Raw genomic sequence first — 16,977 nt, 5'->3', positions numbered from 1 at the left:
TGCTAGACTCGTGCTACGGCCTTCTCGTTCCTCCAGGAGAGAGGGGCCGCCGGGGCAGGGGCGTGCCGCCGCCCTTGCCCCACCCGTGACGCCGCCGCGCCACCCCCTCCCGGTTCCGCGAGCGCGGCCTCGTACACCTCGACCGTCCGCGCCGCGGCGCCCCGCCAGCTCATCCCCCGGGCGTGCCCGACCGCCGCCACCCCCATCGTCGCCCGCGCCCGCGGATTCACCGCCAGCCACAGCAGCCGCCGGGCGTACTCCACCGGCTCGTGCCCCCGGACGAGCAGCCCCGTCACCCCCTCCCACACCGCCGTCGGCAGCCCGCCCACCGCCGACGCGAGCACCGGCGTCCCGCACGCCTGCGCCTCCGCCGCCACCAGACCGAACGACTCGCTCCGCGACGGCACCACCAGCACGTCCGCCGCCCGGAACCACTCCGCCAGCCGCTCCTGCGGCACCGGCGGACACGGCCGCAGCACGTCGGTCACCCCCAGCTCCGCCGCGAGCCGCGCCACCACGCCCTGCTCCCCCGCCCCCGAGTGCCCGCCGATCACCGGGACCAGCAGCCGCTCCCGCAGTCCCGGCGCCATCCGCAGCAGCTCCGCCACCGCCCGCACCAGCACGTCCGGGCCCTTCAGCGGCTGGATCCGCCCCGCGTACAGCGGCACGAACGCGTCCGCCGGCAGCCCCAGCCGGGCCCGCGCCGCCGCCCGCCCGGCGTCGGGGCCGGGCCCGGGCGCGAAGGTCCGCAGGTCCACCCCCGGACGGACGACCTCGGTGCGGGCCGGATCCGCCCCGTACAGGCTCCGCAGCGCCTCGGCCTCGTCCGCCGTGTTCGCGATCAGCCGGTCGGCCTCCGCCGCCAGGTGCCGCTCGCCGAGGATCCGGGCCGGCGGCTCCGGGGTGTCGCCCTCGCCCAGGTGCGCGTTCTTCACCAGGGCCAGGGTGTGCGCGGTGTGCACCAGCGGGGTGCCCCAGCCGAAGGCGGCGATGCCGCCCGCCTGCCCGGAGAGCCAGTAGTGCGAGTGGACCAGGTCGTACCGGCTCCGCTCCCGCAGCAGGCCCAGCGCGAAGGGCAGCACCAGATCCGGTACCGCCTCCTTGGGCACCGGCCGACGCGGGCCCGCCACCACCTGCCGGACCCGCACGCCGGGCGCCAGATCGGTGATCCGGGGCTCGCCGCCGCCCTGGCAGCGGGTGAACAGGTCGACCTCCAGGCCCTGTTCGGCGAGGGCCCGGGAGAGTTCGACCATGTAGACGTTCATGCCGCCGGCGTCCCCGGTTCCGGGCTGGTGGAGCGGGGAGGTGTGGGCACTGAGCATGGCGACGCGCAGGGACACGAGGGGCTCCTGAGGGGTGGGGGAGCCGCGTGCCCCCGCGCGTGTCGCGCCGGGCCCACGCGGCAGGGGTGACTTGTATCCGGCTTCTTAGTGGCTTAGAAGTACGGGACGGGCGGTACGGGCTCAGAAACCGAAGACCGGGCCCGACGGAGGGGAGAGCCGGGTCCCCGGCAGCGGCGGGATCAGCGCGTGCCAGTCCACCGGCCGTCCCGTCTCCACCCGCAGCGCCGCCGCCAGCCGGTCCGCGCCCTCCGGCATGACCGGCCGCGCCCACGCCGTCAGCGCCGACGCCACCGCCAACTGCGCGGTCAGCGCGGGCAGATGGCGGCAGGCGGTGGTGGGGCGGCACCGCTCGTGCGCGTTGACGTACCCGAAGTCGGCCACCGAGCGGACCATCTCGTCGAGGACGGCGACCGCCCGGCGCGGGTCGAAGGCGTCGGGGCCGTACGCCTCCCGCAGATCGTCCACCCCCCGGTGCAGCCGCCGCTCCAGGATCTCCCAGCCGGTGCCGCCGGGCAGCGCCTGCGGGGCCCGCCCGTCGCACTCCTCGCGGACCGCCGCGAAGAGCCGGGACAGCCAGCTGTTCCAGTTCTCGTCCAGCTCCCGCCGGGCGGCGGCGAGCCGCTCCCGCCGGAAGACCGTCCGGCGGCCCAGCGGCCGGGCCTGCAGGACGTGGCGGCGCAGGGTGTCGGAGCCGTACTCGGTGAGCAGGTCGAGCGCCCACACGTTCCCCTCCCGCACCCCCTCCTCGATCACGAAGGACTCGTTCACGTTGAAGTCCTGCGGCAGCTTCACGCCCTGCGCGAGCAGCAGCACCGGCAGCAGCACCGCGTGGCAGAAGGAGTGCCCGAAACCGCAGAAGTGGAGGGCGCGGGCCGGCAGCGGCCCCTTCGTGTCGTGCCCGAAGAGGTGCATCGCCGCCGCCTCGAAGCAGCCGTCGATCCGGTGCTCGGGGAAACCCTCCACCGGCACGTCGAGCCCCCACTCGGCCGGGTGGCCGACCGCGATGTCCGGCAGCCCGTCCTCCACCAGCGACTCGCACAGCGCCGCGAGCCGCGGCGGCAGCCCCGCCGCCGCCCAGTACTCGGCCAGCGTCTCCCGGAACGGCTCCAGCGGGATGTAGAGACGGCGGCAGCGGCGGGCCACCGCCGGGGTGCCGCAGACCGCGCAGCGCGCCCCGACGAGGTCGCCGCCGTCGTTGGGCCGCGCGCACTCGTGGCACATCCCGCCGTCGCTCGCCGCCCCGCAGTGCGGGCAGGAACCGGTGGCGTGCGCCCCGTGCAGCCACCGCCCGCACGGCTCGCAGTACGGCAGCAGCCGGGTCCGCGGGGCGATGACCCCCTCCGCGTACAGCTTCGCGAAGAGGTCCCGCACCCAGCGCGCGTACCCCTTGTCGCGGCGCGGCCGGACGATGTGGTCGAACGCGACGCCGGACCGCAGCCAGTCGGCGGTGATCGCGGCCCGGTACCCCTCCGCCACCTCCTCCGGCTTGCGGCCGAGCCGCAGCGCCCGCACCTCGACGGAGCTCGCGTGGTCGGCGGTGCCGGTGGTGAACCGGACCGGCTCGCCCTCGGCCCGCAGATATCTGGTCAGGACGTCGGCGGCCACGTACGGCCCCGCGAGGTGGCCGATGTGGAGTTCGCCGTGGGTGGCGGGCGGGGTCGCGGTGATCCAGACGGGGGTGCTCATGGAAGCCTCCTGAGCGTCAGCGAGGTGCGGGGGTAGACGGGACGGTGACGTGAGGACGGCGGGGCGCGAAAGGGTTCGGCGCGCGCCGGTCCGGTCGGACGGTCTCGGCAGGCGGTCAGCGGGGTTCGAAGTGAAAGGAGCGGATGAAGCAGTCGCGGGGCTGCTCGACGGCGTAGACGATGCACTCGAAGAGCGCCTGGGTGGTGAGCTTGTCGTCGGCCGCGACGCCGCTCGGGTCGATGCCGTCCCACTCGGCGAAGCGCGGGTCGGCGGTCGAGAAGTCCGGCGGGAACAGGGAGAAGACCCGCACCCCGGACGGCCGCAGCCGGCGGGCCAGGATGTCCGCGAACCCGGCCTGCGCGCTCTTCGCCGCCCAGAACGCCTCGTGCGCCCCGCCGGCGGCGGTCGCGGAGGCGCCCTCCGCGTCCCGCACCGCCACCATGTTCACGATGTCGGGCCGCAGCGAGCCGCGCAGCAGCGGCAGGAAGTGCTTGACCATGAGGACGGTGCCGCCGGCCGTGGACTCGATGGTCTCCACGATCTCGGCGTCGCTGGTCGCCTCCAGGTCCATGCCGTCGAGCCAGCGGGCGCCGTTGTTCACCAACAGGTCGACCCGATCGGTGTGTTCGCCGACCCGGGCCGCGAACTCCCGGATCTCGGCGGGCCGGCTGAGGTCGCACCCGAAGGCGTGGATGCGGTCGCGGGCCGAGCCCATCACCTCGGCACGGGTCCGCTCCGCCGCCTCGACGGTCCGCGCCGACACGTAGACCTCGGCGCCGAGGTGGGCGAATCCGACGGCGAGCGCACGGCCGAAATAGCGGGACGCGCCGGTCACGACGACACGCAGATTCTCGAATTTCATTGGGTTTCTGCTCTCCCCACGGATGCGGCTTCCACTGGCCGGTCCCTTGCAGCGTGGCAGAGGAAAGCAGCGGCGGAGCTGGGAAAAGCGGTGCGCGTTCACGCCGTTGCGTGGATGCGCCACGGCAGCGGGCAGGTGCGCAGCACCGTCGCCCGCTTGTGGTGCACGCTCACGCGGTCGGGGCGGGCGGAGACCGTGACGGTGCCGCCCGGCGTGCGGACGGCGCCCCGGACCGGCGGCACGACGGTCCCGTCCAGCGCCCCCGCCGCGGCGAGCGCCGCCGCGCCGGTCAGCGCCAGCCGGGGGTGCCAGCCGCCGACGGTGAGCGCGCGGACGGACAGCCCGTCGGGCGTGGCGTCGACCGTGGCGATCTTGGGCAGCGCGGAGTGCGGTGGGTGTCCGAGGAGCCGGGCGGCCTCGGCCCGGAGCGCCAGCAGATGGGCCTGCCCGCGGACCCGGCCGGCCTCGACGAAGACGTACGGGTTCCCGTACGAGACGAGGCTGGCCGGCACGCCGAGGAGGCGGTCGCGGGGGCGGCCGGTGGGGAGGGTGCCGGGGGCGTCGGGCGGGCGGAGGAAGTGCAGCGTGTACGCGTCCGCCCGCCGCGGCTCCGGCTCGCACAGGACGGTGTCGCCGGTGGTCAGGGCGCGGACGGTCACCGGGCCCGGCCGCCCCTCGGCGACGACGCACGCGAGCAGCGAATGCCCGCACCCGGCCCGGAAGTCGAACCCGCCGCCCGGCAGGACCTGCACGAACCGGTACCGCAGGGAGCCGTCGGGCGCCGCCCCGTAGAACGCGATCTTCCGCAGCCGGGGGTCGAGCCGCGCCAGCTCCCGTCCGAGCCCGAGGGTGCCGGCGGGCACCCGGTCCACCCGCACGACCAGCGTCGCCCCCGGCGCGTCGTGGGCCCGCACGACCAGCCCGGCGGCTTCGTCGGGGGCGGTCGTTCCGCCGGCCCGCAGGGACGGAGCGTCACGCGGCGGCACAGTCGGTGGGGATCTGCATCGTGCGGACGACGTCGGTCCAGAGTTCGTGGACCGCCAGCGCCCAGAGCGCCTGCGCGTCGGCGCGGTTGGGCCGCTCCAGCTGCCGCGCCAGGAGCCGCGCGACCCGGTCCGCGCGGACCTTGCCGCCGAGGACGAGCCGCGCCGGGGAGAGGAGTTCGCGGACCGTGTCCAGGAGCGGCCCCCCGGGCGCGATCATCGCCTCGACCGGGAGGGTGAAGGGCTGCTTGGGGCGGCGCAGGACCGCCGCGGGCAGCAGCTCCGCGCCCGCCTCGTACAGCGCCCGCTTGCCCGTGCGCGCCGCGGCCGGCAGGGACCGGGCGTGGGTGACGACGGACGGCTGGCAGAAGGGGAGCCGGGTCTCGACGGCCCAGGCCATCGCGAGGTGGTCGACGCGCCGCAGGTGGTACGCGGGCAGCCGCCACCGCGTCTCCAGGGCGGTGGTCGCGGTGACCCGGTCCGCCCCGACCGCCTCCGCCGAGCGCAGCTCCTGCTCGATGCGGTCGGCGGCGGACCCCGTGTCGGCGATGTGGGCGCGGTAGTCGGCCGTGTACAGGTGCTCGCGCAGGAGCCGCGGCGCGGCGGCGAGCGCGTCGGTGTAGGCCGCCGCCCAGTCGGCCCCCGGCGGGGCGGCGAGGGCCGCCGCCATCCGGTCGTAGCCGCCGAAGAGTTCGTCCGCGCCGTCGCCGGTGAGCGCGACGGTGAAGCCGTTCTGGCGGACGGCGCGGAAGAGGGCGTAGGTGGAGAGGGTGATGGGGTCGGCGTTGGGCTGGCCGAGGTGGCGGACGGTGCGGGTGAGGAGGGAGGGGAGCTCGTCGGGGTCGAGGGCGATCTCGTGGTGGACGGTGCGGGCCCGGCGGGCGACGGAGCGGGCGTGGGCGGCCTCGGAGCCGGGCCAGTTGCCGCGGTAGGTGAGGTGGAAGGTGTGCAGCGGGGGCGCGTCGGTCTCGCGGGCGTGCTCGGCGGCGAGCGCGGTGACGAGCCCGGAGTCGAGTCCGCCGCTGGTGACGGCGCAGACGGGGACGTCGGCGTCGGCGAGCCGGCGGACCTCGCGGCGCAGCACGTCCTGGGTGTCGCCGACGGGCGTGGCCCGGTGGGGGCCGCGGCGGCGGACGACGGGGGCGGCGCCGGGCCGGACGAGCGCGGTGGCGCCGGGCGGAAGGACGCTGACCCCGTCGAGGACGGTGGTGGTGGCGAAGGACGTACGGGTGGCGAGGACGGTGTCGAGGGAGTCCTCGCGCGGGGCGAACCGTACGCCGTCGAAGGCGAGGAGCGCGGGGATCTCGGAGGCGAAGCGGGTGGAGCCGTCCTCGGGGTCGTGGTGGAGGTGGAGCGGCTTCATCCCCATGTCGTCGACGGCGAGGACGAGTTGGGCGCGGCCGGGGCGCAGGTCGAGGACGGCGACGGCGAACATGCCGTCGAGGTGCTCGGCGAAGGCGGGCCCGTACTCGGCGTAGAGGGCGGGCAGGACGGTGCCGTCGCAGCGGTCGGGGAAGCGGTGGCCGCGGGCGGCGAGGGTGCGGCGGAGCTCGGCGTGGTTGTAGATCTCGCCGTTGAGGACGGCGAGGATGCCGGGGAGGTGGGGGAGCCGGTAGGGCTGCTGTCCGCCGCGCGGGTCGGTGACGGCGAGCCGGTCGCAGCCGAGGGACCAGCCGGGGCCGCTGAGCACACGGTGTTCGTCGGGGCCGCCGTGGCGCTGGCGCGCGGAGGCCGATGCGAGCGCCGCCGGGTCGGGGCGGTCCGCCCCGGCGGCGAAGGAGCCGAGAATCCTGCACATGCCGGTCGCCTCCGTGTCGTCGGGAGCTCATTGATTTGAATCTACCAATTTTTTGAATGGCGCGTAAGTGCCATGTCCTGTTCACGCCACGGGTTGGCCTTGCGACGTCCCTCCGCCCCCAACAGGCTGGAACCATGGAGGACTTCGCGACCGACCCCCCGACCTTCCGCAGCGCGCCGGAATCACTGCTGGTGGTGGCCGCGCACCCGGACGACATCGAGTTCTGCGTCAGCGGCACCGTCATGCAGTGGATCGAACGCGGCACCCGCGTCACGTACTGCATCGTCACCGACGGCGGCGCCGGCGGATACGACCCGCTGCTCCCCCGGCAGGCGATGGCGGACCTGCGCCGCGCCGAACAGGTCCACTCGGCCAAGCTGAGCGGCGTCGCCGACGTCCGCTTCCTCGGCTACCCGGACAGCTTCGTCGAGCCCACCGTCGAGTTGCGGCGCGACCTGTGCCGGGTCATCCGGGAGGTCCGGCCGCAGCGGGCCATCATCCCCTCCCCCGAGATCAACTGGGCCCGGGTCGCCGACCTCCACCCCGACCACCGGGCCGTCGGCGACGCGTGCCTGCGGGCCGTCTATCCCGAGGCGCGGAACCCCTTCGCGCACCCCTCGCTGCTGCGCGACGAGGGGCTCGAACCGTGGATCGTCCACGAGCTGTGGCTGATGACGGGCCCGACGCCGAACCAGTACGTCGACGTCACGTCCGTCTTCGACCGGAAGGTCGAGGCGCTGCGGATCCACACGTCGCAGACGGCGCACTTCGACGATCTGGCGGGGCTTTTGCGGGAGTGGCTCTCGGAGCACGCGCGGGCGGCGGGGTTGCCGGCGGGACGCATGGCCGAAGCCTTCCAGATCGTCCACATCGACTGACCGCGCCCCGCTGCCGGGCGACCCTCCGCGGGGCGGTGGCCCACAACGGAGCGGCGCGGGCGCGGGTCGTGGGCGTGTGGGTCAGATGTGGTCCTGGGTGGGGAGGCCGGTCCAGCGGAGGGGGGCGGGGAGGTGGCCGGTGTCGTTGTAGAGGAGGAGCGCCGGCGGGCGGTCCGGCGCGTAACGGATGACCGTCAGGCCCGCGTTCGCGTGGTTGAGGCCCATCCACCGCCACCCCGGCGCGTCCAGCGCCGCCCGTACGAGCCACCCCACCAGGAAGTTGTGCGTCACGACGAGTTCGTGGACGGGCTCGTCCCCCTCCACCGGCCCGGTGAAGCGCGCGGCCGCCTCCGCCGCCAGCGCCGCGCCCCGCGCCCGCTCCTCCGCCGGGAACCGCTCCAGGAAGCCGAGCATCGCGTCGGCGCTGTCCGCCGGGAGTTCGTCGCGGGAGGGCTGGTACGGGACGTAGTCGCCGGCCGCCTCGGCGACGCGTACCGGAACGCCGGCGAGCCGCTCGCCGACCAGCCGTGCCGTCTCCGCCGCCCGGGCGAGCGGCCCGTGGTGGACCGCGGTCAGCGGCGCCTCCCGGAGCCGTTCCCCGAGGAGGGCGGCCTGGCGGCGGCCCGTCTCCGTCAGACCGGTCTCGTCGGGCGTGGCCTCGCCGTGCCGGGTGAGGTAGAGATAGCGGGGGGCCGAGGTGGTCATGGGCCGGGAGCCTTTCGGGGACGGGGAGGGTTCCCGGGCGGGGACGGCATCGAACCCGCGTCCGGTTCCCCGTCCGCGGAGGCCGTACGGGTGGACTCGTACCCGCCCGGCCGTCCCGCCGCCCCCCGCCCCCGCCTTCGGTGCTGGTCTGACCTCCATGCGACCTAGACGCCCGCTCCTCGCCGCCGCCCTGCTCCTCGCGGCCACCGCCCTCGTCCCCGCCGCCCTGCCCGCCACCGCGGCGGCCCCGGTTCCCGTCCGCCACGGCGACGGCGAGCGGTGCCCGGCGGGCGACGCCCTGCCGGCCGCCACCACCGCCCGGCTCGACGCGACCGTCGAGAAGGTCCGGCGGGAGGCCGGGATCCCCGGTCTCGTCGTCGGGATCTGGATGCCGGGCAAGGGGTGTTACGTCCGGGCCACCGGCGTCGCGGACAAGCGGACCGGCGAGCCGATGTCCGCCGACGGCTACGTCCGGATCGGCAGCGAGACGAAGACCTTCACCGTCACCGCGCTCCTCCGGCTCGTCGACGAGGGGAAGGTCGGGCTGGACGACCCGATCGACGACTACGTGCGGGGCGTGCCGAACGGGCACCGGATCACCCTGCGGCACCTCGCCGGGATGCGCAGCGGCCTGTTCCCTTACACGTCCGACCCGGACTTCGTCCGGGACCTGCTGAGCGCGCCGAAGCGTCCGTTCAACCCGTGGGAGGTCCTCTCGTACGGCTACCGGCACGCCGACACCTTCGCGCCCGGCGCCACCTTCCAGTACTCCAACTCCAACCTCGTCCTGCTCGGCCTGGTCGTCGAGAAGGTCACCGGCCGCCGGCTCGCGGAGGTGCTGCACGACGAGGTCGTCCGTCCGGCGGGGCTGCGGCACACCTTCCTGCCGAAGGGCGCCGAGTTCCCGCTGCCGCACGCCCGCGGCTACACGGACCAGACCCTGGACGGCACCGTCGCCGACGCGACGGACTGGAACCCCAGCTGGGCGTGGTCGGCCGGCGCGATGATCTCCGACCTGGACGACCTGCGCCGCTGGGCGCCCGTGCTCGCCACCGGGAAGCTGCTGAGCCCCGCGACGCAGGCGCAGCGCATGAAGACCCTGCCGACCGGCTTCCCGGGCACCTCGTACGGGCTCGGGATCCTGGACACCAACGGCTGGATCGGCCACAACGGCTCGCTGCCCGGGTACGAGACGGTCACCGTGTACCTCCCGTCGCAGAAGGCCACCCTCGTCCTGATGCTCACCACGGACTCGCTCAGCGGCGGCCAGGAGCCGTCCACCCTGGTGGCCCGCGCGGTCACCGGGGTCATCACGCCGAAGAACGTGTACGCGGGCTCCGTGACGCCCCGGGGCTGATCCGGCCCTCCCCGCACGAAGGGCCGCCGGGGGAACCGGTTCCTCCGGCGGCCCCACGGGTACGAGCCGGACATGTCGAAGGGTTGGGGATGGTGGTTCCTCGCGGGCTTCGCCGTGTGGACGTTCTTCGCGCTGCAGTGGACCGACCTCGGGTGCGACTACCCGGAGGCGTACATGGCGGTCGTCCGGTTCGGGACACCGGAGGGGCTGGAATTCCTTCCGGCCTGCGCCGGATAGGGGTCCGTGCCTACGATCGGTCCATGAGCGCTGACGGTTCCCGCTGGTCCCTCGCTTCCCGGAACTCGTTCCTGTCGATCGGCTCGGTCGGTTCGACGCTGTCGATCGGCTCGGTCGGCTCGTTCCTGTCGGTCGGTTCGGTCGGTTCGGCCGCGTCCGTCCTCTCCGTGGGCTCCTGGGCGAGCCTCGGCTCCCTCCTGTCGGCGGAGTCCCAGTGGTCGGCCCTGTCCTGGCGCTCGCGCTGCGGCGTGATGGCGGGCGGTGCCGTCCTGGCCGCGGGGGCCGTCCTCGCCGTTCAGACGCTCTCCGCCACGCCCGGCCGGAGGAAGCGGAGGTAGGGGGAGCCCGTGCCGGGCGGCGGGAACGCGGCCTCGATGACGGCGCGGGGTTCGGTGAAGTGGGTCCAGCCCTCGTAGTGGAGGGGGACGACCGTGCGGGCGCCCAGGGTGCGGGCCAGCGCCGCGCCCTCCCGCGCGCTGAGGGAGAAGGAACGGTCGCCCGTGCTGGGGAAGTGCGCGTCGCCCAGGTGCAGGAAGGCCGTGTCGACGGCGAAGCGGGTGGCCAGTTCGTCGAGGGCGCGGTGGCGGGTGGTGTCGCCGGAGACGTAGAGGGTCCTGTCCTCGTGGGTGAGGACGAAGCCGGTGACGGGGCCCGTGACGTGCTCCGTGCCCTCGGGGCCGTGGCGGGCCGGGACGGCGGTGACGGTGAGCCCGGCGCCGTCGGGCGTGGGGAGGGTGTGGGACCGCCAGGGCGCCAGGCCCACCGCTCGGCCGCCCAGCCGGTCCGCCGCCTCCGGGGTGGTCAGGACCAGCGGGGCGCCGGCCAGCACCTCGCGGCCGGAGACGTCGAGGTTGTCGGCGTGCTGGTCGTGGGAGAGGAGGACCAGGTCGAGGGGCGGCAGTTCGGCGGGGGTGAGCGCCGGGCCCGCGGTGCGGCGGAGGGGGCGGGCGCCGGGGTGGTCCGCCGGGGCGGGGTCGAAGGCCGGGTCCGTGAGGATCGTGAGCCCGCCCACCCGGAGGAGGAGCGTCGCCGTGCCGACGTAGGTGGCGGTGACCGTCACGACCGGGCCTCGATCCGGGACTTGAGGGCGGTCAGGAGGTCCTGGAGGAGGCCGATCGAGGTCTCGTCCGTCAGCGTGCCGTCCGCGTCGAAGCGCTCGTGCGAGCGGAAGAGGTGCACCTCCGGCTTCACCACGACGTCGCTGTCGGTCCAGACGAAGACCTGCCGCAGCGCCAACTGGGCGCGCACGGTGCCGAAGTTGGTCGGCGCGGCGCCGAGGATCGCGATCGGCTTGCGGTGCAGCGGCAGGCCCTCGGTGCGGGTCCAGTCGGTGGAGACCCAGTCGAGCGCGTTCTTCAGGACGCCGGGGATCGAGTAGTTGAACTCGGGCGTGGCGATGAGGATCCCGTCCGCCTCCGCGACCCGCCGGCGCAGCTCCGCCACGGCGGCCGGCCGGCGGTCGGGGTGGTCGAGGTCCTGGTCGTACGGGGGGATCTCGCGGAGGTCCTCGTAGATCTCGATGTCGAGGCCGCCGGGGTTGAACTTGCGGGCGGCGTGCAGCAGGAGCGTGTTGTGCGAGTCGGCGCGGAGCGAGCCGGAGATGGCCAGCACGGTCGCGGTCATGAAGTCCCCCTGGGTGAAGGCGCCTTGGCGGCGGCGCGGCGATGACCCGCAACGTAAACCGAACGGTTCAGGGTGTCAACCGAACGGTTCAGTCTTGACAGTGAACCGAACGGTATAGTTCTCTCGGGGTATGACGACGACACCGAAGGGCCCCGAACGGGCCTGCGGAACCGCCGAGTTCACCGCCGCCGCCGGACCCCGGACGAGGGAGTACGCCCCCCGGGGCCGCGCCCTCGCCGGCCAGGGCACCGCGCCGATACCCGCGGGCGGCGCGGCGTGACGGCCGGGACCGCCGGGACCGCCGGGGCGGTCGCCGACGCGACGGGGACCGGCGTACAGGGGCGGGGCGCGGCGCTCGCCGCCCTCGCCGCGCCCGCCGCGGCCGGGGTGTCCGGGCCCGCGCTCGTCGTGCCCGAGGCCGCGGCCTCGCTCGGCGTGTCCGTCGCCACCGCCACCTGGCTCCTGACGGCCTTCGGGATCGGCATGGCCGCCGGGACGCCGCTGCTCACCGCCGCCGGGCGGCGCGGCGGGCCGGGCGGGACGCTGCGGGCGGCGGCGGCGCTCGTCGTCGCCGGGACGGCGCTCGTCCTCCTCGTCCCGGGCTTCGCCGCCGTCCTGGCCGGACGGGCGCTGCTCGCGGCCGGCGCCGCCGGGTTCAACGTGGCGGCCTTCCAGCTCGCCGGCCGGGACCGGAGCGGACGGTCCGCCGGGCTCGTCGCCATCGGCAGCGCGACGGGCGGGACCGCCGGACTCTTCGGCGGGGCGGCGATCGCGGCGGGCGTCGACTGGCGGGCGGCGCTGGTGCTGCCCGTGCTGAGCCTGGCCGTGCTCGGGTGGGTGCGGAGCCCTGGCGCGCCCACCCCCGACGCCGCGGGACCGCGCCGGGCCCGCGGCGGGACGGCGGCGGTCCTCCGCTCCCCCGCCTTCCTCTCCTGCGCCGGACTCGTGCTGGCGCTCTCCACCGTCAACTTCGGGCTCATGTACGCCGGGCCCCGCCGGGCCGGGGAGCTGGCCGGGTGGGGGGTCGTGGAGACCGGGGCGTACGCCGCCGTCGCCGCGCTCGCCGGGGCGCTGCTGTCCTGGGTGCTCGTCCGGGCGCGGGCCCGGTGGTGGGTCCTGGCCTGCGGGGGCGCCCTCGCCGTCGCGCTCGCCGCAGGCGGGCCCCGGGCCTGGGTGGTGCTGCTCGGGTCCGGGGTGAGCTCGCTCGCGACGGCCGCCGGGCAGGGACTGCTCACCGGCGCCTCCACGGAGGGGCTGCCCGAGGAGCTGCACGACACCGCCGTCGGCCTCTTCAACTTCGCGTTCCTGGTGGGCGTGGCCGCCGGCCCGGCGCTCGCCTCCACCCTGTACTGATCCCCGATCACCCCTTCGATCCGTCTGGAGCCGTCATGTCCTACCCCGATCCCGCGTCCTACCCCGATGCCCGCTACTTCGGCGACGAGGGCGAGATCAGCGCCCGCTTCCGGCCCGCCGACACCCCGCCCGACTACGTGGCCACGGGCGTCGCGCCCGCCGCGTACCACTACCTCTCCACCACGCTCTCCACGCAGGGCGAGTACGGCCTCTACCGGGTGGACATGGGGCCCGAGTCGGCCGGGCCGGCCACCCACTTCCACAAGGCGATGTCGGAGGCGTTCTTCGTGCTCTCGGGCACGATCCGGCTCTTCGACGGGGAGCGCTGGGTCGACGCCCGCTCCGGCGACCACCTCTACGTGCCGGTCGGCGGGCTGCACGCCTTCCGGAACGAGTCCGGGGAGCCCGCGTCGATGCTGATGCTGTTCGCGCCGGGCGCGCCCCGGGAGGAGTACTTCGAGCGGATCGGCGACCTGGCGGCGATGAGCGAGCAGGACCGGGCCGCGTTCCAGGTGAAGCACGACAGCTTCTTCGTCTGACGCCGGCCGAGGCCGCCGGCGCCCCCTGACGCCCGCGCCGGGTCCACCGGAACCCACCTTTGCAGACCGAACCGTTCAGTTCATATACTGGACCGTCCCCCTCCCCTACCCCGAGGACGTACCGCCATGGCCGCCAGCAAGGACGTCCTCGACGAGTACGGGATCCCGGTCATCCCGGACCCCGCCGACGCGGCCTCGCGGAAGCGGCAGGCGATCATCGACGCGGCGCTGACGGAGTTCCTGGCGGAGGGGTACTCGGCCGCGTCGATGGACGCGATCACGGCCCGGTCCGCGGTGTCGAAGGCGACGATCTACAAGCACTTCGGCAGCAAGGAGCGGCTGTTCCTGGCGGTCATCGGCGGGGTGCTGCCGAAGACGTACGCGGATCTGGAGCCGACCAACTCGACCATCGCCGCCGCCCCCGACCTGCGGTCCGCGCTGCTGAAGCTGACGACCGACTGGGCGCGGATCCTGCTGCGGCCGGACATCATGTCGCTGCGGCGGCTCGTCATCGGTGAGATCGACCGGTTCCCGCAGCTCGGCCAGCTCTGGTACCGCGTCAGCTACGACATGAACAACGGGCCGCTGGTCGAGGCGTTCACCGAGCTGCACGAGCGCGGCGTCCTCGACGCGCCGGACCCGAAGCTGGCGGTGCAGCAGCTGGTCGCGGCGACGGTCGGGGTGCCGCAGCTCGTGCGGACCTTCTCCCCGGACGCGGAGATCGAGGAGGCCGAGCTGGAGCGGATCATCGGCTCGGGAGTGGACCTGTTCCTGGCGCGGTACGCCACCGGCGCCTGACCGCCGCCCACACCAGCAGCGCCGCCGCCCACCCGCCGGTGGTGAGCAGCTGGATGCGGCTCGCGGGGTCGCCGAGCATGAAGAGCAGGACGGCCCCGATGCCGGCGAGCGCGGTGAGCGAGGCGGCCGAGGGGCCGCGCAGGCGCAGGTGCGCGCCGGCGATCAGGGCCCACACGATCAGGATGGCCGCGCCGATCGAGTTGAGCAGGAACGGGAAGACCGTGCGCGGCCACAGCAGGCTGAGCACCACCGAGGCGAAGCCGAAGGCGGCCGAGGCGAGGACGGCCGTGTGCGGGACGCCGGCGCGGACGCGGCCGAGGGCGGGCGGGGCGTCGCCGCGGTCGACGAGGGCGTACAGCATGCGGGAGGAGCCGTAGATGTTGGCGTTCATCGCGGAGAGCAGGGCGACGAGGACGACGGCGCTCATGACGTCGGCGGCGCCCGGGACGCCGATCCGCTCCATGACGGCGGTGTACGGGCCGTCGGCGACGCCGGGCGCGTTCCACGGGACGAGGGCCACGATGACGGCCATCGAGCCGAGGTAGCAGACGGCCACCCGCCACATGACGGCGCGGACGCCGGTGCGGACGGCGCCGGCCGGGTCCTCGCACTCGGCGGCGGCGATGGTGACGGTCTCCAGGCCGCCGAAGGCGAAGACGGCGGCGACCATGCCGACGGCGACGCCGTGCCAGCCGTGCGGCAGGAAGCCGCCGGCGCCGGTGAGGTGCGCGGTGCCGGGTGCGGCGACGCCGCCGACGAGGCCGGCCAGGGCGGCGGCGCCGAGGAGCAGGAAGGCCGCGATGGCGGCGATCTTCAGGCCGGCGAACCAGAACTCCAGCTCGCCGAAGCGGCGTACGCCGGTCAGGTTGGCTGCGGTGAAGACGGTCATGAAGACGGCGACCCACGCCCACGGCGGCACGGCGGGGAGCCAGCCGTGCGCGATGCGGGCCGCGCCGATCGCCTCGGCGGCGACGCTGACGACGAGCAGCGCCCAGTACATCCAGCCGGCGAGCAGGCCGGCCCAGCCGCCGAAGGCCCGCCGGGCGTGTTCGGCGAAGGAGCCGGTGACCGGCCGCTCGGCGGAGAGGTCGCCGAGCATCCGCATCACCAGCACGGTGAGCGCGCCGGCGAGGACGTACGAGACGAGGATGCCCGGCCCGGCGGCCGCGATCCCCACTCCCGAGCCCACGAAGAGCCCGGCGCCGATGGCCCCGCCGAGCGCGATCATCGCCAGATGTCTCCGGCGCAGCCCGCGCGTCAGTACCCGCCCCGTCATGTTCTCCCCCGATCGTCAGGACGACAGCGGGGATCATGACGCGATCGGGCCGCGCGGGCAATCCGGAACCGTCCGCTCGGAGACGCTCGGACACCGCTCGGATCCCGGTCGGACGGCGGCTCGGACACCGCTCGGATCCCGGTCGGACAGCGGCTCAGACCACCAGCCCCACCGCGAGGACCGCGATCAGGCCGCTCGACGCCAGGCCCGTGAGGAGCCGGGCGCGGGCGCCCGTCAGGGCGTGGCCGAGGAGCGTGCCGGTGGAGGCGAGGAGGAGCTGCCAGCTCGCCGAGGCGGCGAAGGCCGCGGCGACGAAGACGGCCCCTTCGGCCGGGCCCGTCGTGGCGTGGCCGCCGAGGACGAGGGCCGTGAAGTAGAGGACCGTCATGGGGTTCAGGACCGTGATCCCGAGGAAGGTCCAGAAGGCCCGGTGCGGGGCCGTCACCGGCCGTTCGCCGGGCGGGGTCCCGGCGCGGTGGGCGCGGAGCGCGGTACGGGCCGAGGCCGCCGCGAGGACCAGCAGGACGCCCGCGGACACCCAGCGCAGGGGCGCCGCCACCGGCGCGAGGAGCGGCACGAGCGCCGCCCCGCCGACGACCGCGACGAGGGCGTACACCCCGTCGGCCGTCGCGATGCCGAGCGCCGCGCCCGCCGCCGTACGCCACGGGCTGCGGGCCGCGACCGCCACCAGGTGCGCGCCGACGGCGCCCACCGGGATCGCGATGCCGTAGCCGGCCAGCAGGCCGGCCACCACCGCGGCGGTCACGCGACGGCGGGGATCGCGCCTCCGGTGGCCGGGGTCGACTGCTGTCGGTGGTAGGCCGCGCCGTCCTTCGTCCGGGCGAGCAGGCCGCCGACGACCAGGTAGCGGCGGAGCGCGGGGTAGTCCTCGTGGACCGTCTTGAGGGCCTCGTTGACCTCGGTCTCGCGGTAGACGCGGCCGGACTCGAAGAGGGTCTCGGCGAGGTGGGCGAGGAGCGCCGCACGGCGGGCCGGGCGGCGCGGGATCGCGATGAGGCGGCCGTCGGCGGAGAAGAGCTCCGCGACGGGCCGGGGGGAGGGATGACTGCTCATGGGGGAAGGGTGGGCCGCCACCGGCCCGCCCCGCAAAGGGTTTTCGCCGACCGCGGCGGGGCGGTTCAGCCGATGATGACGTTCGCCGCCTCCTGGAACTTCGGCAGGATCGGCGGCATGCCCTGCTCCTGGAAGATCGGGCGCGCCTGGGCCGCGAAGGCGAGGAAGTCCTCCTCGGACTCCCAGAAGTCCACCACCCGCCAGCCGCCCGAACCGTCCGGCCCGGCCGCGTGGGCGAGGAACCCCTGCGGGGGCCACCACTCGGCGTCGGTGAGCCGGCCGGTCGTGGCCTCGTACTGCTCCTGGGTGCCGCCGGGGATCTCGACGGTGACGATGACGGCCATGCTGCTGCTCCCGTGGGTGCGGGGGTGGGGGGTCACGACCAGCACACCGCCGCCCCCGGGGGCCCGCACCGCGACGGGGACCGAACGGGCGAGACCTCCGGGAGCCCGTGACGGGCGGCGG

At 75.2% G+C, this 16,977-nt stretch carries 20 protein-coding genes; 8 read left to right on the top strand and 12 right to left on the bottom strand.

What is annotated here, in order from left to right; all coding sequences use genetic code 11:
• Positions 1 to 2: 2 nt before the first annotated feature.
• The 5 genes from mshA to asnB form a co-directional block, all read right to left on the bottom strand.
• Positions 3 to 1,322, bottom strand: a complete 1,320-nt coding sequence (gene mshA / locus ABFY03_RS21330) for a D-inositol-3-phosphate glycosyltransferase (RefSeq protein ID WP_346172280.1) — start codon at positions 1,320 to 1,322, stop codon at positions 3 to 5.
• A 141-nt stretch (positions 1,323 to 1,463) separates the two neighbouring features.
• Positions 1,464 to 3,029: a class I tRNA ligase family protein gene (locus ABFY03_RS21325; RefSeq protein WP_319011916.1), complete on the bottom strand. Its 1,566-nt coding sequence runs from the start codon at positions 3,027 to 3,029 to the stop codon at positions 1,464 to 1,466.
• 115 nt (positions 3,030 to 3,144) lie between these two features.
• The gene (locus tag ABFY03_RS21320) at positions 3,145 to 3,891 is read right to left on the bottom strand and encodes an SDR family oxidoreductase (protein ID WP_319011915.1); all 747 of its coding nucleotides are present in this window, start codon (positions 3,889 to 3,891) and stop codon (positions 3,145 to 3,147) included.
• A gap of 98 nt (positions 3,892 to 3,989) precedes the next feature.
• Positions 3,990 to 4,877, bottom strand: coding sequence for a 2-methylaconitate cis-trans isomerase PrpF family protein (locus tag ABFY03_RS21315; RefSeq protein WP_319011914.1), 888 nt, complete (start codon positions 4,875 to 4,877; stop codon positions 3,990 to 3,992).
• Positions 4,864 to 6,672, bottom strand: a complete 1,809-nt coding sequence (gene asnB, locus ABFY03_RS21310; RefSeq protein WP_346170622.1) for an asparagine synthase (glutamine-hydrolyzing) — start codon at positions 6,670 to 6,672, stop codon at positions 4,864 to 4,866. Before asnB ends, ABFY03_RS21315 begins: the two co-directional genes overlap by 14 nt.
• Before the next feature lie 134 nt (positions 6,673 to 6,806).
• Here asnB and ABFY03_RS21305 point away from each other — a divergent pair, with 134 nt between their 5' ends.
• On the top strand, positions 6,807 to 7,550 hold the full coding sequence (locus ABFY03_RS21305) for a PIG-L deacetylase family protein (RefSeq protein WP_319011912.1): 744 nt from the start codon (positions 6,807 to 6,809) through the stop codon (positions 7,548 to 7,550).
• Positions 7,551 to 7,631: 81 nt separating this feature from the next.
• Here ABFY03_RS21305 and ABFY03_RS21300 read toward each other — a convergent pair whose 3' ends face one another.
• The gene (locus ABFY03_RS21300; RefSeq protein ID WP_346170621.1) at positions 7,632 to 8,255 is read right to left on the bottom strand and encodes a histidine phosphatase family protein; all 624 of its coding nucleotides are present in this window, start codon (positions 8,253 to 8,255) and stop codon (positions 7,632 to 7,634) included.
• 157 nt (positions 8,256 to 8,412) lie between these two features.
• Here ABFY03_RS21300 and ABFY03_RS21295 point away from each other — a divergent pair, with 157 nt between their 5' ends.
• The 3 genes from ABFY03_RS21295 (at position 8,413) to ABFY03_RS21285 (ending at position 10,187) form a co-directional block, all read left to right on the top strand.
• Positions 8,413 to 9,612 (top strand): serine hydrolase domain-containing protein, encoded by a 1,200-nt coding sequence (locus ABFY03_RS21295; protein ID WP_319011910.1) that lies wholly within the window; start codon positions 8,413 to 8,415, stop codon positions 9,610 to 9,612.
• 72 nt (positions 9,613 to 9,684) lie between these two features.
• Positions 9,685 to 9,849 (top strand): hypothetical protein, encoded by a 165-nt coding sequence (locus ABFY03_RS21290; RefSeq protein ID WP_158822089.1) that lies wholly within the window; start codon positions 9,685 to 9,687, stop codon positions 9,847 to 9,849.
• A gap of 23 nt (positions 9,850 to 9,872) precedes the next feature.
• On the top strand, positions 9,873 to 10,187 hold the full coding sequence (locus ABFY03_RS21285; protein WP_319011908.1) for a hypothetical protein: 315 nt from the start codon (positions 9,873 to 9,875) through the stop codon (positions 10,185 to 10,187).
• Here ABFY03_RS21285 and ABFY03_RS21280 read toward each other — a convergent pair.
• Positions 10,145 to 10,909, bottom strand: coding sequence for an MBL fold metallo-hydrolase (locus ABFY03_RS21280; protein ID WP_346170620.1), 765 nt, complete (start codon positions 10,907 to 10,909; stop codon positions 10,145 to 10,147). The genes ABFY03_RS21285 and ABFY03_RS21280 overlap by 43 nt on opposite strands.
• Complete coding sequence (locus tag ABFY03_RS21275; protein ID WP_346170619.1) at positions 10,906 to 11,472, bottom strand: NADPH-dependent FMN reductase; 567 nt, start codon at positions 11,470 to 11,472, stop codon at positions 10,906 to 10,908. Before ABFY03_RS21275 ends, ABFY03_RS21280 begins: the two co-directional genes overlap by 4 nt.
• Positions 11,473 to 11,602: 130 nt before the next feature.
• Between ABFY03_RS21275 and ABFY03_RS21270 the strand changes: the two genes are divergently transcribed.
• The 4 genes from ABFY03_RS21270 (at position 11,603) to ABFY03_RS21255 (ending at position 14,162) form a co-directional block, all read left to right on the top strand.
• Positions 11,603 to 11,752, top strand: a complete 150-nt coding sequence (locus ABFY03_RS21270; protein ID WP_346170618.1) for a hypothetical protein — start codon at positions 11,603 to 11,605, stop codon at positions 11,750 to 11,752.
• The gene (locus ABFY03_RS21265) at positions 11,749 to 12,825 is read left to right on the top strand and encodes an MFS transporter (protein ID WP_346170617.1); all 1,077 of its coding nucleotides are present in this window, start codon (positions 11,749 to 11,751) and stop codon (positions 12,823 to 12,825) included. The genes ABFY03_RS21270 and ABFY03_RS21265 overlap by 4 nt, the downstream gene beginning before the upstream one ends.
• Positions 12,826 to 12,860: 35 nt before the next feature.
• Positions 12,861 to 13,364 (top strand): cupin domain-containing protein, encoded by a 504-nt coding sequence (locus tag ABFY03_RS21260; RefSeq protein ID WP_319011903.1) that lies wholly within the window; start codon positions 12,861 to 12,863, stop codon positions 13,362 to 13,364.
• A gap of 126 nt (positions 13,365 to 13,490) precedes the next feature.
• Entirely contained in the window at positions 13,491 to 14,162 is a 672-nt protein-coding gene (locus ABFY03_RS21255; protein WP_346170616.1) for a TetR/AcrR family transcriptional regulator, read from the top strand.
• Here ABFY03_RS21255 and ABFY03_RS21250 read toward each other — a convergent pair.
• From ABFY03_RS21250 to ABFY03_RS21235, 4 genes are all read right to left on the bottom strand, one after another.
• Positions 14,110 to 15,438 (bottom strand): amino acid permease, encoded by a 1,329-nt coding sequence (locus tag ABFY03_RS21250; protein WP_346170615.1) that lies wholly within the window; start codon positions 15,436 to 15,438, stop codon positions 14,110 to 14,112. The two genes, ABFY03_RS21255 and ABFY03_RS21250, sit on opposite strands and share 53 nt — an antisense overlap.
• Positions 15,439 to 15,592: 154 nt before the next feature.
• Complete coding sequence (locus ABFY03_RS21245) at positions 15,593 to 16,204, bottom strand: LysE family transporter (RefSeq protein WP_346170614.1); 612 nt, start codon at positions 16,202 to 16,204, stop codon at positions 15,593 to 15,595.
• The gene (locus ABFY03_RS21240; protein WP_319011899.1) at positions 16,201 to 16,512 is read right to left on the bottom strand and encodes a DUF2087 domain-containing protein; all 312 of its coding nucleotides are present in this window, start codon (positions 16,510 to 16,512) and stop codon (positions 16,201 to 16,203) included. The genes ABFY03_RS21245 and ABFY03_RS21240 overlap by 4 nt, the downstream gene beginning before the upstream one ends.
• Positions 16,513 to 16,577: 65 nt before the next feature.
• Positions 16,578 to 16,856: a hypothetical protein gene (locus ABFY03_RS21235; RefSeq protein ID WP_319011898.1), complete on the bottom strand. Its 279-nt coding sequence runs from the start codon at positions 16,854 to 16,856 to the stop codon at positions 16,578 to 16,580.
• Positions 16,857 to 16,977: the final 121 nt, after the last annotated feature.

This window comes from Streptomyces roseofulvus, assembly GCF_039534915.1.
Lineage (GTDB): Bacteria > Actinomycetota > Actinomycetes > Streptomycetales > Streptomycetaceae > Streptomyces > Streptomyces roseofulvus.
The sequence above is the reverse complement of the archived record's forward strand: the minus strand, read 5'-3'. Positions and strand labels throughout refer to the sequence as shown.

Excerpts from the sequence above, each read along its gene's own strand:
- ABFY03_RS21295 (WP_319011910.1), top strand. The coding sequence starts at position 8,413 with ATGCGACCTAGACGCCCGCTCCTCGCCGCCGCCCTGCTCCTCGCGGCC.
- ABFY03_RS21250 (WP_346170615.1), bottom strand. The coding sequence starts at position 15,438 with ATGACGGGGCGGGTACTGACGCGCGGGCTGCGCCGGAGACATCTGGCG.
- ABFY03_RS21320 (WP_319011915.1), bottom strand. The coding sequence starts at position 3,891 with ATGAAATTCGAGAATCTGCGTGTCGTCGTGACCGGCGCGTCCCGCTAT.
- ABFY03_RS21300 (WP_346170621.1), bottom strand. The coding sequence starts at position 8,255 with ATGACCACCTCGGCCCCCCGCTATCTCTACCTCACCCGGCACGGCGAG.
- ABFY03_RS21305 (WP_319011912.1), top strand. The coding sequence starts at position 6,807 with ATGGAGGACTTCGCGACCGACCCCCCGACCTTCCGCAGCGCGCCGGAA.
- ABFY03_RS21275 (WP_346170619.1), bottom strand. The coding sequence starts at position 11,472 with ATGACCGCGACCGTGCTGGCCATCTCCGGCTCGCTCCGCGCCGACTCG.
- mshA (WP_346172280.1), bottom strand. The coding sequence starts at position 1,322 with ATGCTCAGTGCCCACACCTCCCCGCTCCACCAGCCCGGAACCGGGGAC.
- ABFY03_RS21285 (WP_319011908.1), top strand. The coding sequence starts at position 9,873 with ATGAGCGCTGACGGTTCCCGCTGGTCCCTCGCTTCCCGGAACTCGTTC.
- ABFY03_RS21270 (WP_346170618.1), top strand. The coding sequence starts at position 11,603 with ATGACGACGACACCGAAGGGCCCCGAACGGGCCTGCGGAACCGCCGAG.
- ABFY03_RS21240 (WP_319011899.1), bottom strand. The coding sequence starts at position 16,512 with ATGAGCAGTCATCCCTCCCCCCGGCCCGTCGCGGAGCTCTTCTCCGCC.
- ABFY03_RS21235 (WP_319011898.1), bottom strand. The coding sequence starts at position 16,856 with ATGGCCGTCATCGTCACCGTCGAGATCCCCGGCGGCACCCAGGAGCAG.
- asnB (WP_346170622.1), bottom strand. The coding sequence starts at position 6,672 with ATGTGCAGGATTCTCGGCTCCTTCGCCGCCGGGGCGGACCGCCCCGAC.
- ABFY03_RS21325 (WP_319011916.1), bottom strand. The coding sequence starts at position 3,029 with ATGAGCACCCCCGTCTGGATCACCGCGACCCCGCCCGCCACCCACGGC.
- ABFY03_RS21290 (WP_158822089.1), top strand. The coding sequence starts at position 9,685 with ATGTCGAAGGGTTGGGGATGGTGGTTCCTCGCGGGCTTCGCCGTGTGG.
- ABFY03_RS21260 (WP_319011903.1), top strand. The coding sequence starts at position 12,861 with ATGTCCTACCCCGATCCCGCGTCCTACCCCGATGCCCGCTACTTCGGC.
- ABFY03_RS21255 (WP_346170616.1), top strand. The coding sequence starts at position 13,491 with ATGGCCGCCAGCAAGGACGTCCTCGACGAGTACGGGATCCCGGTCATC.